This window comes from Xanthomonas albilineans, assembly GCF_009931595.1.
GTDB classification, from domain to species: Bacteria; Pseudomonadota; Gammaproteobacteria; order Xanthomonadales; family Xanthomonadaceae; genus Xanthomonas_A; species Xanthomonas_A albilineans.
The window spans coordinates 915,909-933,428 of sequence record NZ_CP046570.1 but is presented as its reverse complement, the minus strand read 5'-3'; the positions used below and the strand labels follow the sequence as shown (position 1 = coordinate 933,428).

The following is a 17,520-nucleotide window of genomic DNA, read 5'->3' as shown; positions in this document are numbered from 1 at the left end:
CGGCGTCTCTCTGGCTTCAATGGGGTTGGATAGCAGATCCGGCGTCGCAATACAGTGCACGGCAGGTCACCATAGGCCCCGACACTGCCGGGGAGAGGGGATGGACCGCATGGCGATATCCACCTGAAGCAGGACATATCGATGTCAAGGCGATATCCACACCTCATTCTGTAGATTAATTTTACGGCCTAAATCCCATGAGAAATACTTACGTGCGTACCTTCTTCCCCCTGATCTTGTGTTGTATCGCAGTTGGCGGTGCACTGCCAGCCGCCGCCCAGAATGGAACCTTCGGCCTAAGCCACAGCGGTGGGCGCTTCGTCGTCGATAGTGGTGCCAACCTGGTGTTCAGCGTGGATGACAGCAATGGCGACTTGGTGTCGATGCGCTATCGCGGCACCGAGTTGCAGAGCACCGAGGCCAAGGGTTCGCAGATCGCCTCAGGACTCGGCACGGCGACCGTGGCGGCACGCACCGTGGGCGACACCATCGTGATCTCGGCACAGGCAGGCGACCTGATCCATTACTACATGGCGCACAAAGGCCGCAATGCGATCTACATGGCAACCTATGCGCCGACCTTACTGCCGATCGGCGAATTGCGCTTCGTCACACGGCTCAATGTCAACATTCTGCCGAATGCCGACCACGAACCTGATTCCAACGTCGGCACCGCGATCGAAGCCCAGGACGTGTTTTTGCTTCCAGACGGCCGCACCAGTTCCAAGTTCTATTCGGCGCGGCGTGCAATCGAGGACAGCATCCATGGCGTGAGCGGTACGAACGTGGCCGTTCGCATGTGGATGGGCAATCGCGAATACAGCTCCGGCGGCCCATTCTTCAAAGACATCGCCACACAAAAGACCGTCGTGACCCACGAGTTGTACAACTATATGTTTTCCAACCACACCCAGACCGAGTCCTATCGCGGCGGCCTGCATGGCGTGTATGCCCTGCTGTTCACCGACGGTGGCGCAGCGCCTGCCGCGGCGACCGATCTGAGCTTCGTCGACGCGACGCTGAAACTAAAAGGCTTCCTGGATAGCACCGGCCGCGGCACGGTATCTGGTCAGGCCTCGGGCGTTGCGGACGGGCAACCGGCAGTGGTTGGCCTGAGCAACGACCATGCGCAGTACTGGGCAAGCGCGGACTCCACAGGTCAATTCAAGATTGCCGGCGTGTGTCCTGGACACTATCGCATCACGCTTTACCAAAACGAGCTTGAAGTGGCGCACGACACGCTTGAGGTCGCTGCTGGCAGCACCGCGCAGGCGACATTGCAGGCGGTGCCGCTTCAGGGCCAGGTGCAGTGGCAGATCGGCCTGCCCGATGGTACGCCCGGCGCTTTCCGCAACGCCAGTCTGTTGCCAACGATGCATCCGTCCGACCAGCGCATGGCGTCCTGGGGGCCGCTGACCTACCGCGTGGGAACCAACGCTCTGGAGGATTTCCCGGCAGTACAGTGGCACGGCGTCAACGCCCCCACGCGCATTGAATTCGTCCTCGGCGCCGACCAAGTCCGCGACTATCGCTTGCGCATGTTCGTCCCACTGACACAGGCCAGCGCGCGCCCACAAGTGAGCGTCAACGATCAATGGACTGGCCCGATGCCACCACGGCCCGATCAGCCGAACAGTCGTGGCATCACCCGCGGCACCTATCGTGGTAACAACACCGTGTACCTTGTCGACATCCCGGCTACGGCCTTGCAGGCCGGTCTAAATTGGGTGGACATCGACGTCGTCTCGGGTTCGCCGGACAACGGCTTCCTAGGCCCGGCTGTCGTCTTCGACAGCGTGCAGTTGATCGTGCCATAAGCTGATCGTGAGCCATAAAGATTGCAAGGACGCGGGAACGTCCTTGCAATCTGGCGCTAGATCGCGCCAATCCCGCGCTTTTGTGCTGGAGTTTTTACCAGGCACCTCGAATAACCCCATGATGCTCGCACTGATACTGCTTCGCCGCTGACGATGTCTACGCAAGACCCGCAGCATGGCTGTCGATCAGGTCTACCGCTTGCGTCAGCGTCTGTATTTGCACCATGGGCGGGGTGTTACTCACTTACCGCATTCATGCTGATCGTATGCAGCTTGCTGCACCGAGTGCCGACACGAGATAGTTGCCCAAGCTTTCCTCGGCCAGGGTGCGTATGTCCGATACCATCAGCGCGCACACGTACAATGGGATGAAATTAGCGTTGCGCTCATGCCCGCAGCCTAGCGGTTCACCTGGATGGCGGACGGACGATGTCGGCGGTGTTCGCGTCGGCTTGCCGTACATTTGTTGGAGTGGGTGCTGGCGCTGATCTTCCTGTCGGCATGACGTGGCAGCAGGGCAGTCTCGCGTCGGCGCTAATCTTGAATGATTGGCGCCTACAGCGTAGGGCGATGCGATCCCCGTTACTGGGCTCCGAAGCACGAACACGAACGACAGCGTCGCAAGACGCTGCCGTTCGCGGCCACCACGCGATGCGTGGTGACGGCATTGCATGACCTCGCTAGATCAATGTTGCGAGGAATTATTCGAACGTGTGGCGCAGAAGCCAAGTGTGGCAGTTTGCTGAGGGTCCAGGTAACGGTTCCAATCCATGCCACTGACTTGGATGGATTGAACGGAGCCGGAGGCATCGGTATTGGGCGTCCAAATGCCACTCCACAGATTGATATTGCTACTGCTGACCTTGCCGAGAATCGGCACAGTGATGTTCCACTGGGCTTTGGTGCTGCCCCTTTTGTTGGTCACCGATATGTTTTCGCAATAGCCTTGACCCCAGTCGCTAGTGACGGTGGACTGGACGTCGAAGGGATTGCTGGTGGAGCCACCGCCGCCGCCCGTCGAGCCACCTCCACCAGTGGAACCGCCACCGCCCGTCGAGCCGCCTCCGCCAGTGGAACCGCCACCGCCCGTCGAGCCGCCTCCGCCAGTGGAACCGCCACCGCCCGTCGAGCCACCTCCGCCAGTGGAACCGCCACCGCCCGTCGAGCCACCTCCGCCAGTGGAACCGCCACCGCCCGTCGAGCCGCCGCCACCAGTGGAACCGCCACCGCCCGTCGAGCCGCCTCCGCCAGTGGAACCGCCACCGCCCGTCGAGCCACCTCCGCCAGTGGAACCGCCACCGCCCGTCGAGCCACCTCCGCCAGTGGAACCGCCACCGCCCGTCGAGCCGCCGCCACCAGTGGAACCGCCACCGCCCGTCGAGCCGCCGCCACTCTGCGCGTTAATGTTCGCCGTGATGTCGATCCAACCGTTGCCGCGCACCACCTCGAAGCCGGCTTCGATGACATGCAGGTAGAGCGAGTCGCTGTAGCGACCGTCCTGACTACGGTTAGCCTGCAACCAGTTGAGGAATTGCTTGACGTCGACATTGAGGCTGCCGCTGGTCGGCAGATTGGCCTGACCGGCCGTGCCGTGCGGGATGAAGGTATACACGTAATAGCCGGCGCCACTGTTATCCCCCTCCCACAAGTCGAAGGTATAGCCGCCAGCGGTGATCACGTTGGTGGCGGTGGGCTGGCCCACCGGATAGGAATTGTTTCCACCCCAGATCATTAATTCCAGTTGTGGCACGTCCTTGTTGGTATCGCGGCGGAAGAATATGTCGTAGGCGAAGTCGCCGTGCATGTCAGTGCCGCCAGCAGTGTAGGAGAACTGGACCGGAATCGACGTCAGCGAGGATATCTGGGCCGGGAACAAGGTATCGCTGGTCGGATTCCAGCCGTAGTGGAAGCCGCGCAGGATCGCTGGATAACCATGCAGGTCGTTGTTGGGGTAGTTGAAGGACACATTCAACTCCGGCGTGCTGCCGGTGCCGAACGTGCCATGCATGCCGTGGTTCGGATCGCCGAAGTCGTTGACCCAAGCATAATGGCTCCCATAGACCTTGTTCGGGCCCGCCATTACCAGTGGCGCGGCGGCCAGACACGCCAGCGCGAGCAGTGTCTGCAGAGAACGGCGTGTCGTACGCGGGGCAAGTGAGACACCCGCGACCATATTGATGTTGTGCATCGGAATTTTCCTGAGAGGAACAGCAATGTGCTGCCTTAACTCACGCTAACAAGATGTCCCCAGCATGAGCTATGAAAAGAACATCTGCCCTCACGCACGAATGGCAATAGTGTTAGGTCGGAGCAGTATCAAGTGTGCGCAAACGCCCACATACAGCCCATTGGCGACATCCGATAACCCGCGTTGTCTACCTGGCTAACCACTGCCATATACACATGCACCGTCGATATAAGATTGTCGATGGGCTTTCGCGTGACGGCTGCGCTATGGCGCGCCGGATGCTGCTCTGACTCTGCTAGGCTGCATCGCCCCGCATCACGGAAAAAACTCAATGGCCGTCACCTATTCGATCAGCCTGCCCGATCCCTCCCGTGCCCGCGGCAGCCACCCGTCGCTGAGTTTCACTGCCCATGGTGCCGACGCCTTCGCCGAACAGTTGCAAACCGCGCTGCGCGACCCAGGCTGGTGCGAGCGTTGGCGCGCGTTGCAGCCTGATCCGGACGAGGCGGATCCGGCCTTGAGCATCACCGACCCCGATGCACGCGTCATCGGCAAGCAGAACGACCTGCGCATCGACCTGTCTGTCACCACCAGCATCCCCGGCGACATTCTGAGGCAGCGCATGCGTTTGCTCGCTGGCAGCTTCTGGGAACTGCACGACGTGCGCTGAAACGGCGCGACATTGTCGCCCTACCTGTCAAGCGACAGTCAGCACGATGTGCGTGGCACAGCCCGCAGTCGATGTCCGAGCGTGGCGATCTCCCTGCACCCATCCAAGGCTGACCGCACACCGCAACCAGCCCCTACATCCCGCGCTGCGCTCAGTCGCGCAGCGCGCGTGCGTGGAAGGCGATGTGCTCGCCGATGAAGCTGCCGACGAAGTAATAACTATGGTCGTAACCAGGCTGCAGACGCAGGGTCAGCGGATAGCCAGCGGCATCGGCGGCATCCTGCAATAGCTGCGGTCGCAGTTGCGCCTCCAGGAACGCGTCGTCACCGCCCTGGTCGATCAGCATCGGCAGGCGCTCGTGGGCCGTGCAGATCAGTGCACTAGCGTCATACGCCAGCCACTGCGCGCGATCCTCGCCCAAATACGCGGTGAAGGCTTTCTCGCCCCAGGGCACCTGCGCCGGCGCCACGATCGGCGCGAACGCCGACACGCTGCGGAAGCGACCTGGGTTCTTCAGCGCGACCACCAGTGCGCCATGCCCTCCCATTGAATGACCGCTGATCGCACGGCGACCGTTGTGCGGAAACTGCGCTTCGACCAATGCCGGCAGTTCCTGCACCACGTAGTCGTACATGCGGTAATGCGCGGCCCACGGCGCGCGCGTGGCGTTGACGTAGAAACCGGCGCCGATGCCCAGATCGTAGCCATCGGCATCGGCCACGTCATCGCCGCGCGGACTGGTGTCGGGCGCGACCAGGATCACCCCATGCTCGGCGGCATAGCGCTGCGCACCGCACTTGATGATGAAGTTTTGCTCGGTGCAGGTCAGTCCACTGAGCCAGTAAAGCACCGGCAATTCTGCGTGCTCTGCCTGCGGCGGCAGATACACCGCGACATGCATCGTGCAGCCGAGGACCGTCGAGTGGTGACAATAGACGTCCTGCCAACCACCGTGACAGGCATGATGTTCGATGCGTTCCATGAAAGTTCCTCGTGGTTTGGGAACGGCCCGCGTGCCCTGCGGTGCGTGCAGGACACCGCGGCGCAACACACCGACCCGACGATCAGAAATGGATGACGGTACGGATCGACTTGCCTTCATGCATCAGGTGAAACGCTTCGTTGATCTCGTCCAACGGCAAGGTGTGGGTAATGAACGGATCCAGGTCGATTTCGCCGCGCATCGCCTGCTCGACCATGCGCGGCAACTGCGTGCGGCCCTTGACCCCACCGAACGCGCTGCCGCGCCACACCCGGCCAGTGACCAACTGAAACGGACGCGTACGGATTTCCTGACCGGCGCCGGCCACGCCGATGATCACGCTCTCGCCCCATCCCTTGTGGCAGCACTCCAGGGCCGCGCGCATCACCTGCACATTGCCGATGCACTCGAAACTGAAATCCACCCCGCCATCGGTCATCTCGACGATGACCTCTTGAATCTGCCTGGCATGGTCCTTCGGGTTGATACAGTCGGTGGCGCCCATGCGCCGCGCCAATGCGAACTTGTCCGGATTGGTGTCGATGGCGAGAATGCGCCCGGCCTTGGCCTGCACCGCGCCCTGGATCACCGCCAGACCGATACCGCCCAAACCGAACACCGCCACCGAATCGCCCGGCTTGACCTTGGCGGTGTTATGCACCGCGCCGATGCCGGTGGTGACGCCGCAACCAAGCAGGCACACCTTTTCCAGCGGCGCGGCGGGATCGACCACGGCCAAGGAAATCTCAGGCACCACCGTGTACTCGCTGAAAGTGCTACAGCCCATGTAGTGGTAGATCGGTTGGCCGTTATAAGAAAAGCGCGTGGTGCCATCGGGCATCAAGCCTTTCCCCTGAGTGACACGCACCGCTTGGCATAGGTTGGTTTTGCCCGACAGGCAGAATTTGCACGCGCGGCACTCGGCCGTGTACAGCGGAATCACATGGTCGCCCACCTTCACGCTGGTCACGCCGTCGCCCACCGCGACGACGATGCCACCGCCTTCGTGGCCAAGCACCGCCGGAAAGATGCCTTCCGGATCGTCGCCGGACAGCGTGAATGCATCGGTATGGCAAACACCGGTGTGGGTGATCCTGACCAGCACTTCACCCTGGCGCGGCGGCGCGACGTCGATCTCCACGACTTGCAGCGGCTGACCTGCTGCGAAGGCGACGGCGGCACGGGATTTCATGGGCGTTCTCCTGGCTGAAAGACGGAGGCAATGAGACCTGGGATGACGGCGATGAATTGAGATACGGGCGGATCAGCAGGCGCATCTTGCGTACACGCGCGGCACGCTGCTTGACATCCGCGCACGCGGGATGGCCGAATGCCTCACACACATGCTTCGCCATCCGGCCGTTGACCGCACCTTGCAGCGATCTGCTGCTGCAAGGTCCGCAGTCCGCAATCCGAACCACCTTGCAACGCCCGCTCCAACACCTCTGTCTGCCCGCGCAGACGGCGGATGCGGGCCAGAACGCACTTCTTCCAGTGCCGGGCGTGGGGCATGCAGTATCGACTCTGAAACGATACTGGGGATAGTATCTGCGCGACCAGCAAAAAGGAACGGCGAACCGTGTCCACGCCATGTCGACCAGCTTCACCAGCGTAACGCGCCGATTCGGCATACACCGATGCTGATACATACAAGAAGATCTCAACAACAGGCAACAAGTTGCCATAAAGCCGTCGCCACTGTTGCCTATGATAATGGAGCGACCATGTGCTGGCCGGATATCGGTGAACAGGCACTGGGGCCGCACCAGTTCCAGGCCGCCGTCACCCGGTCTAGACTGGCTAAATCCCTTTTGGTCACTCCCTCAAGATCGTGGACATGAAATCCTTCATCCTGGTCGTCGACGACGATCCGGATCTACGCCGACTCATCAGCGAGTTCCTGAGCGAGCACGGCTATCAGGTGGAATCCGCCGAAACAGTGGCGCAAATGCGCCAATTGATGGCCGAACGGCAGCCTGACCTGATCGTCCTGGACGTGATGATGCCCGGCGAAGACGGGCTCAGCGCGGCGCGCCAACTCGCCAGCGAGCGCGGCGCCCCTGCCGTCATCATGCTCAGCGCACTGGGCAGCGACACCGACCGCATCATCGGCCTGGAAGTGGGCGCCGACGATTACCTGGCCAAACCCTGCAATCCACGCGAACTGCTGGCGCGCGTGCGTGCGCTACTGCGCCGCAGTCAGGCGGCGACGCTGCCACCGGAAGCGCGCGGCAATGTCTACGAATTCGCTGGCTGGCGGCTGGACGTAATTCGTCGCGATCTACGCGACCCCACCGGCATCTTCATCAATCTCTCCGACGGCGAGTTCGCACTGCTACGCACCTTCGTCGAGCACCCTCAACGCGTCCTCAGCCGCGATCAATTGCTCGACTACGCGCGCGGGCGCGACACCGAGGTCTACGATCGCGCCATCGACAGCCAGATCAGCCGCCTACGCCGCAAGATCAACGAACGCGTGCAGACCGAATTGATCCGTACCGTGCGCAACGAAGGCTACATGCTGCTGCCGAGCGTCACCCGCCTGTGAGCGCCCCCAAGCGCGGCTTGCCGATCTTCGCACGCACCTTCCTGTTGCTCGTCGTGGCGTTGCTCGCCGCACAACTGATCGGCATCGCCCTGGTCCTGCGCACGCCGGCCTACGAAATGCCGGTGCATCCGCCGGAAGTGATCGCCCTGCTCAGCACCCGGATGCCGGCTGGCACGCAGACGCTGAAAGTCCAGGACTCTGCCAATGCGCCATTGCCGGCCCCGGACCAGGTCCGCGATCGCATGGCCGAACGCCTGATGGCGCATTGGCTGGAAGTGGAGCCGGAAGAAGTACGGTTCTACCGCAACAGCGACGGTCGACTCGACCGCCTGCGCTTCCGGCTGGGGGAGCCACCTCCGTCACAACCCACCTCTGCGCCATCCACCCAAGCAGCCGACACGTCCTCCTCGCACATTGCTATCGCCCCACCACCACCGCACCCCGTGTCGGGGGATGCGACCCGCACCAACGCCTTCGAAGCGACCATGCGCGCCATGGGCTGGCGCCAGCATGGCTTCGCCCCAGCGGTGCCGCTGCTGGATGGCTTCACCGCCGCGCTGCACCAACCCGATGGCAGTTGGCGCAGCGTGATGTCGCCGCCGCGACGCTTTTCCGCCGAATTCAAGACCAAGGTGGTGGTACTGCTCTTGGCCGGCATGGTGGCGATGCTACCGCTGGCCTGGTGGTTCTCGCGGGCACTATCGGCGCCGATCAGGCGCTTTGCCGAAGCCGCCGACCGACTCGGCCGCAATCCCAACACACAGCCGCTAGAGCGCAGCGGACCTAGCGAGATCGTGCAAGCCGCCGATTCGTTCAACGCGATGCAGGCGCGTCTGAACCGCCTCATCAACGAACGCACGCACATGGTCGCCGCGATCGCCCACGACCTGCGCACACCGCTGGCACGCCTAGCGTTCCGTCTGGAGAGCCTACAGCCACCGTTGCGCGACAAAACCATGGCCGACATCGAGGAGATGAAAGCGATGATTTCCGCCGCACTGAACTTCATCCATAACGACAGCCAACGCACCCCACGCTCTCCGTTGGACTTCCGCCTCCTCGTAGAGAGCGTGGTGGACGATGCCAGCGATACCGGCGCCGACGTGACCCTGCGCGCCGGCCAGGCCATCACCCTCGATGGCGATCCGCTATCGCTGCGACGCATGGTGATGAACCTGGTGCAGAACGCGTTGAAATACGGCAAATGCGCGCGCCTGCACCTGCGGCGCGAAGCCACCGAGTGCGTGCTGTGGATCGACGACGACGGCCCCGGCATCGACCCTAGTCAGCGCGAAAAGCTGTTTCTGCCGTTCTTCCGTGGTGAAAATTCGCGCAATCGCGACACCGGCGGCATCGGCCTGGGCCTATCGGTGGCGCACAGCACGGTGCTTGCGCACGGCGGGGAAATCGACCTGAGCAACCGTGCCGAGGGCGGCTTGCGGGTGTGCGTGAGACTGCCTTGCCAGGCGAGCGCATGAATCCGCACGCAAGACGAACGAGGCTGGCCCGTCTAGCGTCGTTGCTGACTGACGTGTTCTGCCGCGCTTTCCCGTTGCAGCACCGCCTTCATCCTGGCCAGTCCATCGGGATTGGGCCAGCCAGCGAACGTATCGAGGATGGTGGTGCCACGCACCAGATAGAACGTCGGCGTACCGATGCTGTGCAGGAAAGCCCAGTCGCTGCGCCGATACATCAGGTGCATCGGCAGCCTGGGCTGGCGGCGATTCCATTGCACGATGCCGTCGATGGGTGGGTTGGTGCCCGGCGCAACCAGCAGCACGAGCCGCTCGCGCAGCCAGCGGTCGTCCTCACTGGTCACGATTTCGTTGAGCCCGTTTGCCGCGAAATGGCAATCCGGATGGACCACCGCGAGTATGGCCAGACGGTCATCGTGCAAAGCGAACGCACGCACCACCGCCCGAGTCGGCGAAACGATGTCTATCACGCGCCGGGATGAACCCAAGGGTCGCTCGAACGCAAGCGTGGGCAGCGGTGCGACAGGCCGCGTCGACAACGCGGCCTGTATCCGGTTTGCCGCGTCGAACCGGCTGATCGAGGCCAACGCATCGGCATAGGAGATGACGTGCCAGCGGGTCGCGCGCCCCTGCCGCTGCAAGCGCGCATAGAGGCAGCCGAGTTTATGCACATGCCGGGGATCAAACGAGTAGCCCTCGGCGAGCACCGTCGCCCTAAATAGATCGTCCTCGTCAAAAGGCAAATTGGCGGCAGCGCAGGGATCGGCCGTGCCGGCCATGCGTTCGTACAGAGAAACGACTGCCTCCGCACGCTGGGCGCCAGGCAGGTCTTGAACGTTCAGGTCAGCCAGTGCATCGTAGAGCGAACGGTCACGCGCTTGCGCGCAGACAAAAGGCGCTGCCAAGGCGAGCAAGCCAGCGCCAATGAAAAACACTACTGGTTGCAGAGATGGCATCAGCACTCGCTCGTGCACATCGAGCCTGCGCTCTCTACACAAGTATTATTGGGACGACAGGTTTTATCCATATCCTCATGATCTGGGTCTTGGCCCCTGCCAGGAGTGAAGGCTGACGCTGGATAGGCCCGACTCACGGCCCTGTCTTCCTCGGAATCGACGCGAATCTTGCGCATGCTGGAGACCTTGCTTTCCAACCCGAACAGCGACAGTAGCCGATACGCCTGACTGGCCGAAAACTCCGTCTCTATATCGCTGTATCTAAACGATGTCACACCCGATGCGTTGAAACGCAAGGATTCGACAAACCGTTTTCTTGCAGCGGGGGAAAGCAAATTGCTCGGACTGGAAGCATCGGCCTTGGCCAGGTACTCCTTGAGACCTTCGGCAGAATGAATCGGAGCCGTTCTCAACCGCAATGTACTTGCGTTACTACTGGAACTTTTTCGACTCAAGCCAAAGCGGAAGCTTCAGCAAAGCTCGAATCAAAAAAATTTTGTGTACTGCCACACTCAGATCATCCTGGTCGATGGATGATCGCCACCTCCTCGCTCCTGCTTACCTCAGAACTCCCCCATCGCCCCCCCCTGTCGACCACCATCCATCACTGAGAATTGAAATCCATCGTTGGCAAGCTTATGGAATACTCCCATCGCGCCGCTCGGAAAGAGCACCCAAGGAGATCTCAATGAAACCGGAGTCGAAAAGGCTGGCAGCATTGCTGGCAGCGGTGACCTGGGTGTCGGCAGGAGTTCTTGATTGCGCAACGGCACGTCCGACCGATGCAGCACCAGCGGCAGCGGCAAAGCACGTCGATGCACAAGACGCTTCGCGGTTGCCAACGGCACCCATTCGTTCCGCCGAGCAACTTGATCGTTACCTGGCGAGCGCGGATGCATCCAGCCCGCTTGCGTTGCTTTCGCCTGCTTCGCGGAAGCGCTTCATTCAGTCGCTGCGTTTCAACGCAACCGGCGTAACATCGTTCACTTACGCCGATATCGAAGCGGAGCTTTCAGCCAGCCAGGCCTGCCGCCTGCTGACCCTGTTCGGCATCGAACACACCCTCGCCTCGATGCGCAAGATCCGCATCGAAAACCAGGAAGACGAAAAGGCAATGCAGTCCTGTGGGGCGACCAGCGTTCAACCGCACAGCGCGAACAGACCTCAACACTGACACCACCGAACGCGGGCACTCTCGCATGCCCGCCACGGCGTCCGGCTCGACGACGAGTCCGCCTCAGTACGCGAACTCGCCGAACACCCGGTCGATATCGCCCTGCCACGCGCCGTGATACAGCGCCAGCTTGCGCTCGGCGGCGGTCTCGCCGCTATGCAGAATCTCAACCAACGGATCGAGAAAACGCGATTCGTCCTGCCCATCGCGGTTCAAGCGCGCGCGGCGGCGCAGGCCGGCCACGGCAATCGTCACGGCTTCGGTCGCCAAGTCCCGCACGCTACCGTTGCGGAACGGCAACTTCAGTGCGTGGCGCGGAACGCCATCGCGTAGCGCGTGGCGTTCGCTCAGGCTGAAATCCTTGACCAAATCCCAAGCCGCATCCAGCGCCGCGTCGTCGTACAGCAGGCCGACCCAGAACGCCGACAGCGCACACAGCCGCCCCCATGGACCAGCGTCGGCGCCGCGCATTTCCAGATATTTTTTCAACCGCACTTCCGGAAAAGCCGTGGTCATGTGATCGGACCAATCGCGCAGCGTCGGCAACGCGCCGGGCAGCGCCGGCAACGCGCCGCGCAGAAAATCGCGAAAGCTCTGCCCGCTGGCATCGATGTAGCTGCCATCGCGGTAGGAGAAATACATCGGCACATCCAGCAGGTAGTCGACGTAACGCTCGTATCCGAAGCCATCCTCGAATACGAAATCGAGCATGCCGGTGCGGTCGCGGTCGGTATCGGTCCAGATGTGCGAGCGGTAGCTTAGGTAGCCGTTGGGCTTGCCCTCGGTGAACGGGGAATCGGCGAACAACGCGGTGGCAATCGGCTGTAGCGCGAGCGAGACACGGAATTTCTTGACCATGTCCGCTTCGCTGGCATAGTCCAGATTGACCTGGACGGTGCAGGTGCGGGTCATCATGTCCAGGCCAAGCGTGCCGACCTTGGGCATATACGCCTGCATGATCTTGTAGCGACCCTTGGGCATCCATGGCATTTCATCGCGGCGCCATTTCGGCTGGAAACCCATACCGAGGAAGCCCAGGCCCAATTGATCGGCCACTTGCTTGACCTCGTTGAGGTGGCTACCCACTTCCACGCAAGTGTCGTGAATGGTGTGCAGCGGCGCGCCGGACAACTCCAACTGTCCGGCCGGCTCCAGCGTCACCGAGGCACCATCGCGCAGCAGCGCGATGGTGTGCCCAGCTTCGCGCACCGGCTCCCAGCCGAACCGGGTGAGGCCGAGCAACAAGGCTTCGATCCCACGCTCGCCGTCGAACGTCGGCGGCCGCAGATCGTCCAGACGGAAACCGAATTTCTCGTGCTCGGTGCCGATGCGCCACTGCGCCTCGGGCTTTTCTCCGGAAACGAGCACTTGGACCAGTTCGGCGCGGTCGGTGATCGGTGTCTCGGCAACGTGGCTGGGGCTCGACAAGGGCAGCACTCGCGCGAAAGAGGAAGCAATGTGGGGATCGTCCGCCGCCATCGCAAGGCTGGCACTATAGCCTGCCGGTGGCGCCCACATCGCGACCGGCGGCAGCGTAGCATTCCATAGGCACCACGCTCGGCGCCGTCGAGAGTGAGACGCAGCCACGCGCCACGCTGCCGACTCGGCTAGGCTGACGCTTTACTTGGTTCGCCACAGGCGTCGCGATGCGCCCCACCCACTCCGAACGACACCGCACCGACCGCGCCGGCTGGCTGCGCGCAGCCGTGCTCGGCGCCAACGACGGCATTCTCTCCGTGGCGGGTCTGCTGGTCGGCGTCGCCAGTAGCGGAGCCTCCGCCACCACCGTGCTGACCACAGGCGTCGCCGGTCTGGTCGCCGGCGCGATGTCGATGGCTGCTGGCGAGTACGTCTCGGTGCAGTCGCAGGCAGACACCGAACACGCCGATCTGGCCCAGGAACGCCGCGAACTGCACGAAGATCCGCAGAGCGAACTGGAAGAGCTCACCGCGATCTACCGCCAGCGCGGACTGGAACCGGCGCTGGCGCGCCAGGTCGCCGAGCAACTGACCTTGCATGATGCGCTGGGCGCGCATGCCCGCGACGAACTCGGCATCACCGAAATCCTGCGCGCACGCCCATTGCAGGCGGCGGCCGCCTCGGCGGCGGCGTTTTGCAGTGGCGCGGCGCTGCCGATCGTAGCGGCCTGGCTGGCCCCGGCCGGGCAACAACTGTGGGGGACCGGCACGGCGACCCTGGTCGGTCTCTCGCTGACCGGCGCGCTGGCCGCCCGTGCCGGCGGCGCGTCCGGCATGCGCGGCGCGGCACGCGTGGTGTTCTGGGGAACGCTGGCGATGCTGACCACCGGCACCATCGGGCACCTGTTCGGCGTACACGTCTGAGCGGAGGTCAGCGCGCGTACCACGCTGCGTTGGCAACGTGATCGGTGGTCGCTTGACGCCTCCCCACCATCACTCACCTGAACGCGGCAATTGGCAGCGCGCGCCCAGGGTCGAGCGCGCCACTCAAGGCACGGCGGGCGAGGCAGCCTCAAGCCCCAGCCAGCCGCCGACGATGGCACGCGCCTCGTCCACGCCCTGGCGGCTGGCGCCGGAAAAGGTCTGCACACCGACCGTATCGCCGAACGCCTTGAGCAGCTCCTTGCGCACCTGCTGCAGCGCTTGCGCCTGCTGACCACGGCCGAGCTTGTCGGCCTTGGTCAGCAGCGCATGCGCCGGCAACCCGCGTTGCACGGCATAACTCAGCATCTGGCGGTCGTAATCCTTGAGCGGATGCCGGATGTCCATCACCACCACCAATCCACGCAACGCCTGCCGGGTGCGGAAATACGTATCGATGAACGACTGCCAGTGCGCCTGCAATTCCTGCGGCACCTTGGCATAGCCGTAACCGGGGAGATCCACCAGATAACGCTCCGGCTGGACCTGGAAAAACACCAATTGCTGGGTGCGGCCCGGCGTCTTGGAGACGCGGGCCAGGGCGTTCTGCCGGGTGAGCGCGTTCAACGCGCTGGATTTGCCGGCGTTGGAACGGCCGGCGAACGCCACCTCCCAGCCATCGTCGTCAGGCAACTGGCGGGCGTTGTGGGCGGATAGCAGATAGTGAGCACGTTCGAGGATCAGCGACATGCGTCTAGGATCGCACGTCCGCCCGCCGAGGCGGACTGCGTTGACCACTGGGCCGTGGCGCGAGGATAATCGCGCGAATGCGGTCGCCGCTTCGGCAGCCGCGGGGTCGGGTCATACGGAGCTTCAGCAATGCGCCACGCTCGCGTTCTTGCCTTTGCCGGTCTAGTCATTTCCGTCGCCGCCGCTGTCGCGTTCGCGCAGATCGCGGTGGTGCCCATCCCCGACAACGCACCGGTGCGCACCACGCCGCTGGAAAGCGACGTCGGCAAGGTCGCCTGGGGCGATGCCAAGGCCGGTCAGGCCAAGGCCGCCGCGTGTGCCGCCTGCCACGGCCCCGACGGCAACCCGTCGCTAACCATGTATCCGCGCATCGCCGGGCAGATGGAACGCTACAGCGCACGGCAAATGGCGCTGATCGCGCACGGCGAACGCACCAGCGGCCCGGTCGCGGCGATGGTGCCGTTCGTGCAGGCGCTCGGCCCGCAGGATATGCGCGACATCGGCGCCTACTTCGCCACGCAGAAGGCCGGCGCCGGCATCGCAGACGACGCGGTGATCGCCGAAGGCCCTTACGCGGGCATGAAGTTCTACGAGGTCGGCCAGCAGTTGTACCGTGGTGGCGACCCCGTGCGCGGCATTCCCGCGTGCATGGCCTGCCACGGCCCGACCGGCGCCGGCAATCCGGGCCCGGCGTATCCGCATCTGGCCGGTCAACGCGCCGACTACGTGGCGCGACGTCTGCAGGAATACCAAGCCGGCACCACCCAGGAACGCGACCCAACACTGTTCAAGATCATGGCGCAGGTCGCCAAGCCGCTGACCGACCAGGAAATCAAGGCGCTCGGCAGCTATCTGCAAGGCCTGCACGACCATGCCGACGATGCCGCTGCCACGCCGGCCAAACCTGCGCCGGCCACTCCCCAACAGGGAACGCCTGCGCAACAATCCTGACCTTGCGCCGCCATGCCGGCGCCCGCACCATTGCCCTCGCGCCGGTCCCGATGACCGGCGTTCGTTTTTGCCCATTGGAGATCGCATGAACCGACTGTCCCGCCTGCTGTTGTGCCTGCTCGCCCTGCTGCCGCTCAGCACCTTCGCACAACCCAAGCCAGCGGCAGTGGTGGAAGGAGAGGACTACACCGTAATCGCCGCCGCCAAGCCGTTCGCACCGCTGGCCGGCAAAATCGAAGTGGTGGAACTGTTCGGCTACCCCTGTCCGCATTGCGCGCATTTCGAACCACTGTTCGAAGAGTGGACCGCCAAGCAGGGCAAGGACGTGCGCGTGACCCTGGTCCCAGCCGCATTCGGCGGCCTCTGGGACAACTTCGCCAGCGCCTTCTATGCCGCACAGCAATTGGGCGTGCAAAACCGCAGCCACCACGCCATGTTCGAGGCGATCCACGACAAGCGCAGCGTACCAACGCAGAACGTGGCACCGCAGGAACTGGCCGCATTCTATGCCGCCTACGGAGTGAAACCGCAAGACTTCATCGCCGCGTACGAAAGTCCGCAAGTGGCCGCGCAAGTGAAGGCCGCGCGCGACTTCGCCCTGCACGCCGACATCCCCGGCACCCCCGCACTGGTGGTCAACGGCACTTATCTGGTCAGGGGCAAGAACTTCCAAGACATGTTGCGCATCACCGACGCTCTGGTCGCGCGCGCGCGCGCGGGCAAGTAACCAACGCACAGCGCTTGATCCACGTCATGGCATCATGGCGGCATTGCTGGACCTTTGCTTGCCGCGGGTCCGGCGTATGCCCCCTATCCTGCTGGAGATGTCGCCGATGAAGACCCGCTTCGCCCTGACCTTGATGGCCCTGCTGCCGATTCTGGTGGCATGCAAGGCCAAGGATGGCACTACCGACACCGTCGCCACCGCTACTGGCACCACCGCAGCGCCTGCCACCGACAACAACGTGCCTGCCGAAACCGCGCCGACGCCAGCACCGGCCGACGCCAGCACGCCGCCGGCCACCGCAAGCGACGCCCACACCGCGGTCACGCCGGCCGCGGCGAAAAAGCCCAACGGCCCGGAGCCAGTCGCCGGCACCGACTACGTCGACATCCCCGGCGGCCAACCGTTCCAGCCGACCAACGGCAAGATCGAAGTCGCCGAAGTCTTCGGCTACGTGTGCCCCGCCTGCGCACGCTTTCAGCCGGTGATCGGCCCATGGAAGGCCGGCCTGCCATCGGACGTGCACTTCATCTACGTCCCGGCGATGTTCGGCGGCCCCTGGGACGACTACGCACGTGCGTTCTACGCCGCCGAAGCGTTGGGCGTGCAGGAAAAGACCCATGACGCCCTGTACAAGGCGATCCACATCGACGAGACGCTCAAGGGCGAGCGCGGCCGCGACTCGGTACAGGACATCGCCAATTTCTACGCCAAGTACGGCGTGGACCCCAAGCAATTCGCCGACACCATGAGCAGCTTCGCGGTGGCCACCAAGGCCAATCGCGCCAGGCAATTCGCCACCCGCAGCGGCATCACCGGGACGCCGTCGCTGATCATCGATGGCAAATACCTGATCAAGGGCAAAAGCTACGACGACATGCTGCACATCGCCGATCAATTGATCGCGCGCGAACGTACGGCGCTGACCAAGTAAACGCCCCGCGTC

General features: G+C 63.3%; 15 protein-coding genes and 2 pseudogenes. 9 read left to right on the top strand and 8 right to left on the bottom strand.

What is annotated here, in order from left to right:
• Nucleotides 1–197: 197 nt before the first annotated feature.
• Nucleotides 198–1,817, top strand: coding sequence for a rhamnogalacturonan lyase B N-terminal domain-containing protein (locus XaFJ1_RS04070; protein WP_045756748.1), 1,620 nt, complete (start codon nt 198–200; stop codon nt 1,815–1,817).
• Nucleotides 1,818–2,502: 685 nt separating this feature from the next.
• Here XaFJ1_RS04070 and XaFJ1_RS16080 read toward each other — a convergent pair.
• Both XaFJ1_RS16080 and XaFJ1_RS16075 read right to left on the bottom strand, forming a co-directional pair.
• Entirely contained in the window at nt 2,503–2,742 is a 240-nt protein-coding gene (locus tag XaFJ1_RS16080; RefSeq protein ID WP_045762282.1) for a hypothetical protein, read from the bottom strand.
• A gap of 468 nt (nt 2,743–3,210) precedes the next feature.
• A pseudogene (locus XaFJ1_RS16075) lies at nt 3,211–4,005 on the bottom strand (GH12 family glycosyl hydrolase domain-containing protein); the annotation flags it as partial.
• A 331-nt stretch (nt 4,006–4,336) separates the two neighbouring features.
• On the opposite strand from XaFJ1_RS16075, the gene XaFJ1_RS04060 reads away from it, so the two are divergent.
• Nucleotides 4,337–4,675, top strand: coding sequence for a hypothetical protein (locus tag XaFJ1_RS04060; protein WP_012915392.1), 339 nt, complete (start codon nt 4,337–4,339; stop codon nt 4,673–4,675).
• A 151-nt stretch (nt 4,676–4,826) separates the two neighbouring features.
• On the opposite strand, the gene fghA is transcribed toward XaFJ1_RS04060, so the two are convergent.
• Both fghA and XaFJ1_RS04050 read right to left on the bottom strand, forming a co-directional pair.
• Nucleotides 4,827–5,657 (bottom strand): S-formylglutathione hydrolase, encoded by an 831-nt coding sequence (gene fghA, locus XaFJ1_RS04055; RefSeq protein ID WP_012915391.1) that lies wholly within the window; start codon nt 5,655–5,657, stop codon nt 4,827–4,829.
• Nucleotides 5,658–5,739: 82 nt separating this feature from the next.
• Nucleotides 5,740–6,849: an S-(hydroxymethyl)glutathione dehydrogenase/class III alcohol dehydrogenase gene (locus tag XaFJ1_RS04050; RefSeq protein WP_012915390.1), complete on the bottom strand. Its 1,110-nt coding sequence runs from the start codon at nt 6,847–6,849 to the stop codon at nt 5,740–5,742.
• Nucleotides 6,850–7,494: 645 nt separating this feature from the next.
• Between XaFJ1_RS04050 and XaFJ1_RS04040 the strand changes: the two genes are divergently transcribed.
• Both XaFJ1_RS04040 and XaFJ1_RS04035 read left to right on the top strand, forming a co-directional pair.
• Nucleotides 7,495–8,205 (top strand): response regulator, encoded by a 711-nt coding sequence (locus XaFJ1_RS04040; protein ID WP_012915388.1) that lies wholly within the window; start codon nt 7,495–7,497, stop codon nt 8,203–8,205.
• Nucleotides 8,202–9,683, top strand: coding sequence for an ATP-binding protein (locus XaFJ1_RS04035; protein ID WP_012915387.1), 1,482 nt, complete (start codon nt 8,202–8,204; stop codon nt 9,681–9,683). The genes XaFJ1_RS04040 and XaFJ1_RS04035 overlap by 4 nt, the downstream gene beginning before the upstream one ends.
• Before the next feature lie 32 nt (nt 9,684–9,715).
• Here the strand turns inward: XaFJ1_RS04035 and XaFJ1_RS04030 are convergent, their stop codons facing one another.
• Nucleotides 9,716–10,636, bottom strand: a complete 921-nt coding sequence (locus XaFJ1_RS04030) for a hypothetical protein (RefSeq protein WP_045756747.1) — start codon at nt 10,634–10,636, stop codon at nt 9,716–9,718.
• Nucleotides 10,636–11,058, bottom strand: a pseudogene (locus XaFJ1_RS16065) (hypothetical protein); the annotation flags it as partial. The gene XaFJ1_RS04030 and the pseudogene XaFJ1_RS16065, both read right to left, overlap by 1 nt.
• Nucleotides 11,059–11,324: 266 nt before the next feature.
• On the opposite strand from XaFJ1_RS16065, the gene XaFJ1_RS04025 reads away from it, so the two are divergent.
• Nucleotides 11,325–11,810, top strand: coding sequence for a hypothetical protein (locus tag XaFJ1_RS04025; RefSeq protein ID WP_012915385.1), 486 nt, complete (start codon nt 11,325–11,327; stop codon nt 11,808–11,810).
• A gap of 63 nt (nt 11,811–11,873) precedes the next feature.
• On the opposite strand, the gene XaFJ1_RS04020 is transcribed toward XaFJ1_RS04025, so the two are convergent.
• Nucleotides 11,874–13,238 carry a glutamate--cysteine ligase gene (locus XaFJ1_RS04020; RefSeq protein ID WP_045757203.1) on the bottom strand — a complete coding sequence of 455 codons (1,365 nt, stop codon included), beginning with the start codon at nt 13,236–13,238 and terminating at the stop codon, nt 11,874–11,876.
• 218 nt (nt 13,239–13,456) lie between these two features.
• Here XaFJ1_RS04020 and XaFJ1_RS04015 point away from each other — a divergent pair, with 218 nt between their 5' ends.
• A complete protein-coding gene (locus XaFJ1_RS04015) occupies nt 13,457–14,152 on the top strand; it encodes a VIT1/CCC1 transporter family protein (RefSeq protein ID WP_012915383.1) in 696 nt (231 codons plus the stop codon).
• Nucleotides 14,153–14,275: 123 nt separating this feature from the next.
• Here XaFJ1_RS04015 and yihA read toward each other — a convergent pair whose 3' ends face one another.
• Nucleotides 14,276–14,899 carry a ribosome biogenesis GTP-binding protein YihA/YsxC gene (gene yihA, locus XaFJ1_RS04010; protein ID WP_012915382.1) on the bottom strand — a complete coding sequence of 208 codons (624 nt, stop codon included), beginning with the start codon at nt 14,897–14,899 and terminating at the stop codon, nt 14,276–14,278.
• A gap of 129 nt (nt 14,900–15,028) precedes the next feature.
• Here yihA and XaFJ1_RS04005 point away from each other — a divergent pair, with 129 nt between their 5' ends.
• The 3 genes from XaFJ1_RS04005 (at nt 15,029) to XaFJ1_RS03995 (ending at nt 17,508) form a co-directional block, all read left to right on the top strand.
• Entirely contained in the window at nt 15,029–15,850 is an 822-nt protein-coding gene (locus XaFJ1_RS04005; protein WP_012915381.1) for a c-type cytochrome, read from the top strand.
• Between the two features lie 85 nt (nt 15,851–15,935).
• On the top strand, nt 15,936–16,577 hold the full coding sequence (locus tag XaFJ1_RS04000; protein WP_012915380.1) for a thiol:disulfide interchange protein DsbA/DsbL: 642 nt from the start codon (nt 15,936–15,938) through the stop codon (nt 16,575–16,577).
• A gap of 106 nt (nt 16,578–16,683) precedes the next feature.
• The gene (locus XaFJ1_RS03995) at nt 16,684–17,508 is read left to right on the top strand and encodes a thiol:disulfide interchange protein DsbA/DsbL (protein ID WP_012915379.1); all 825 of its coding nucleotides are present in this window, start codon (nt 16,684–16,686) and stop codon (nt 17,506–17,508) included.
• The last annotated feature ends 12 nt before the right edge of the window (nt 17,509–17,520 follow it).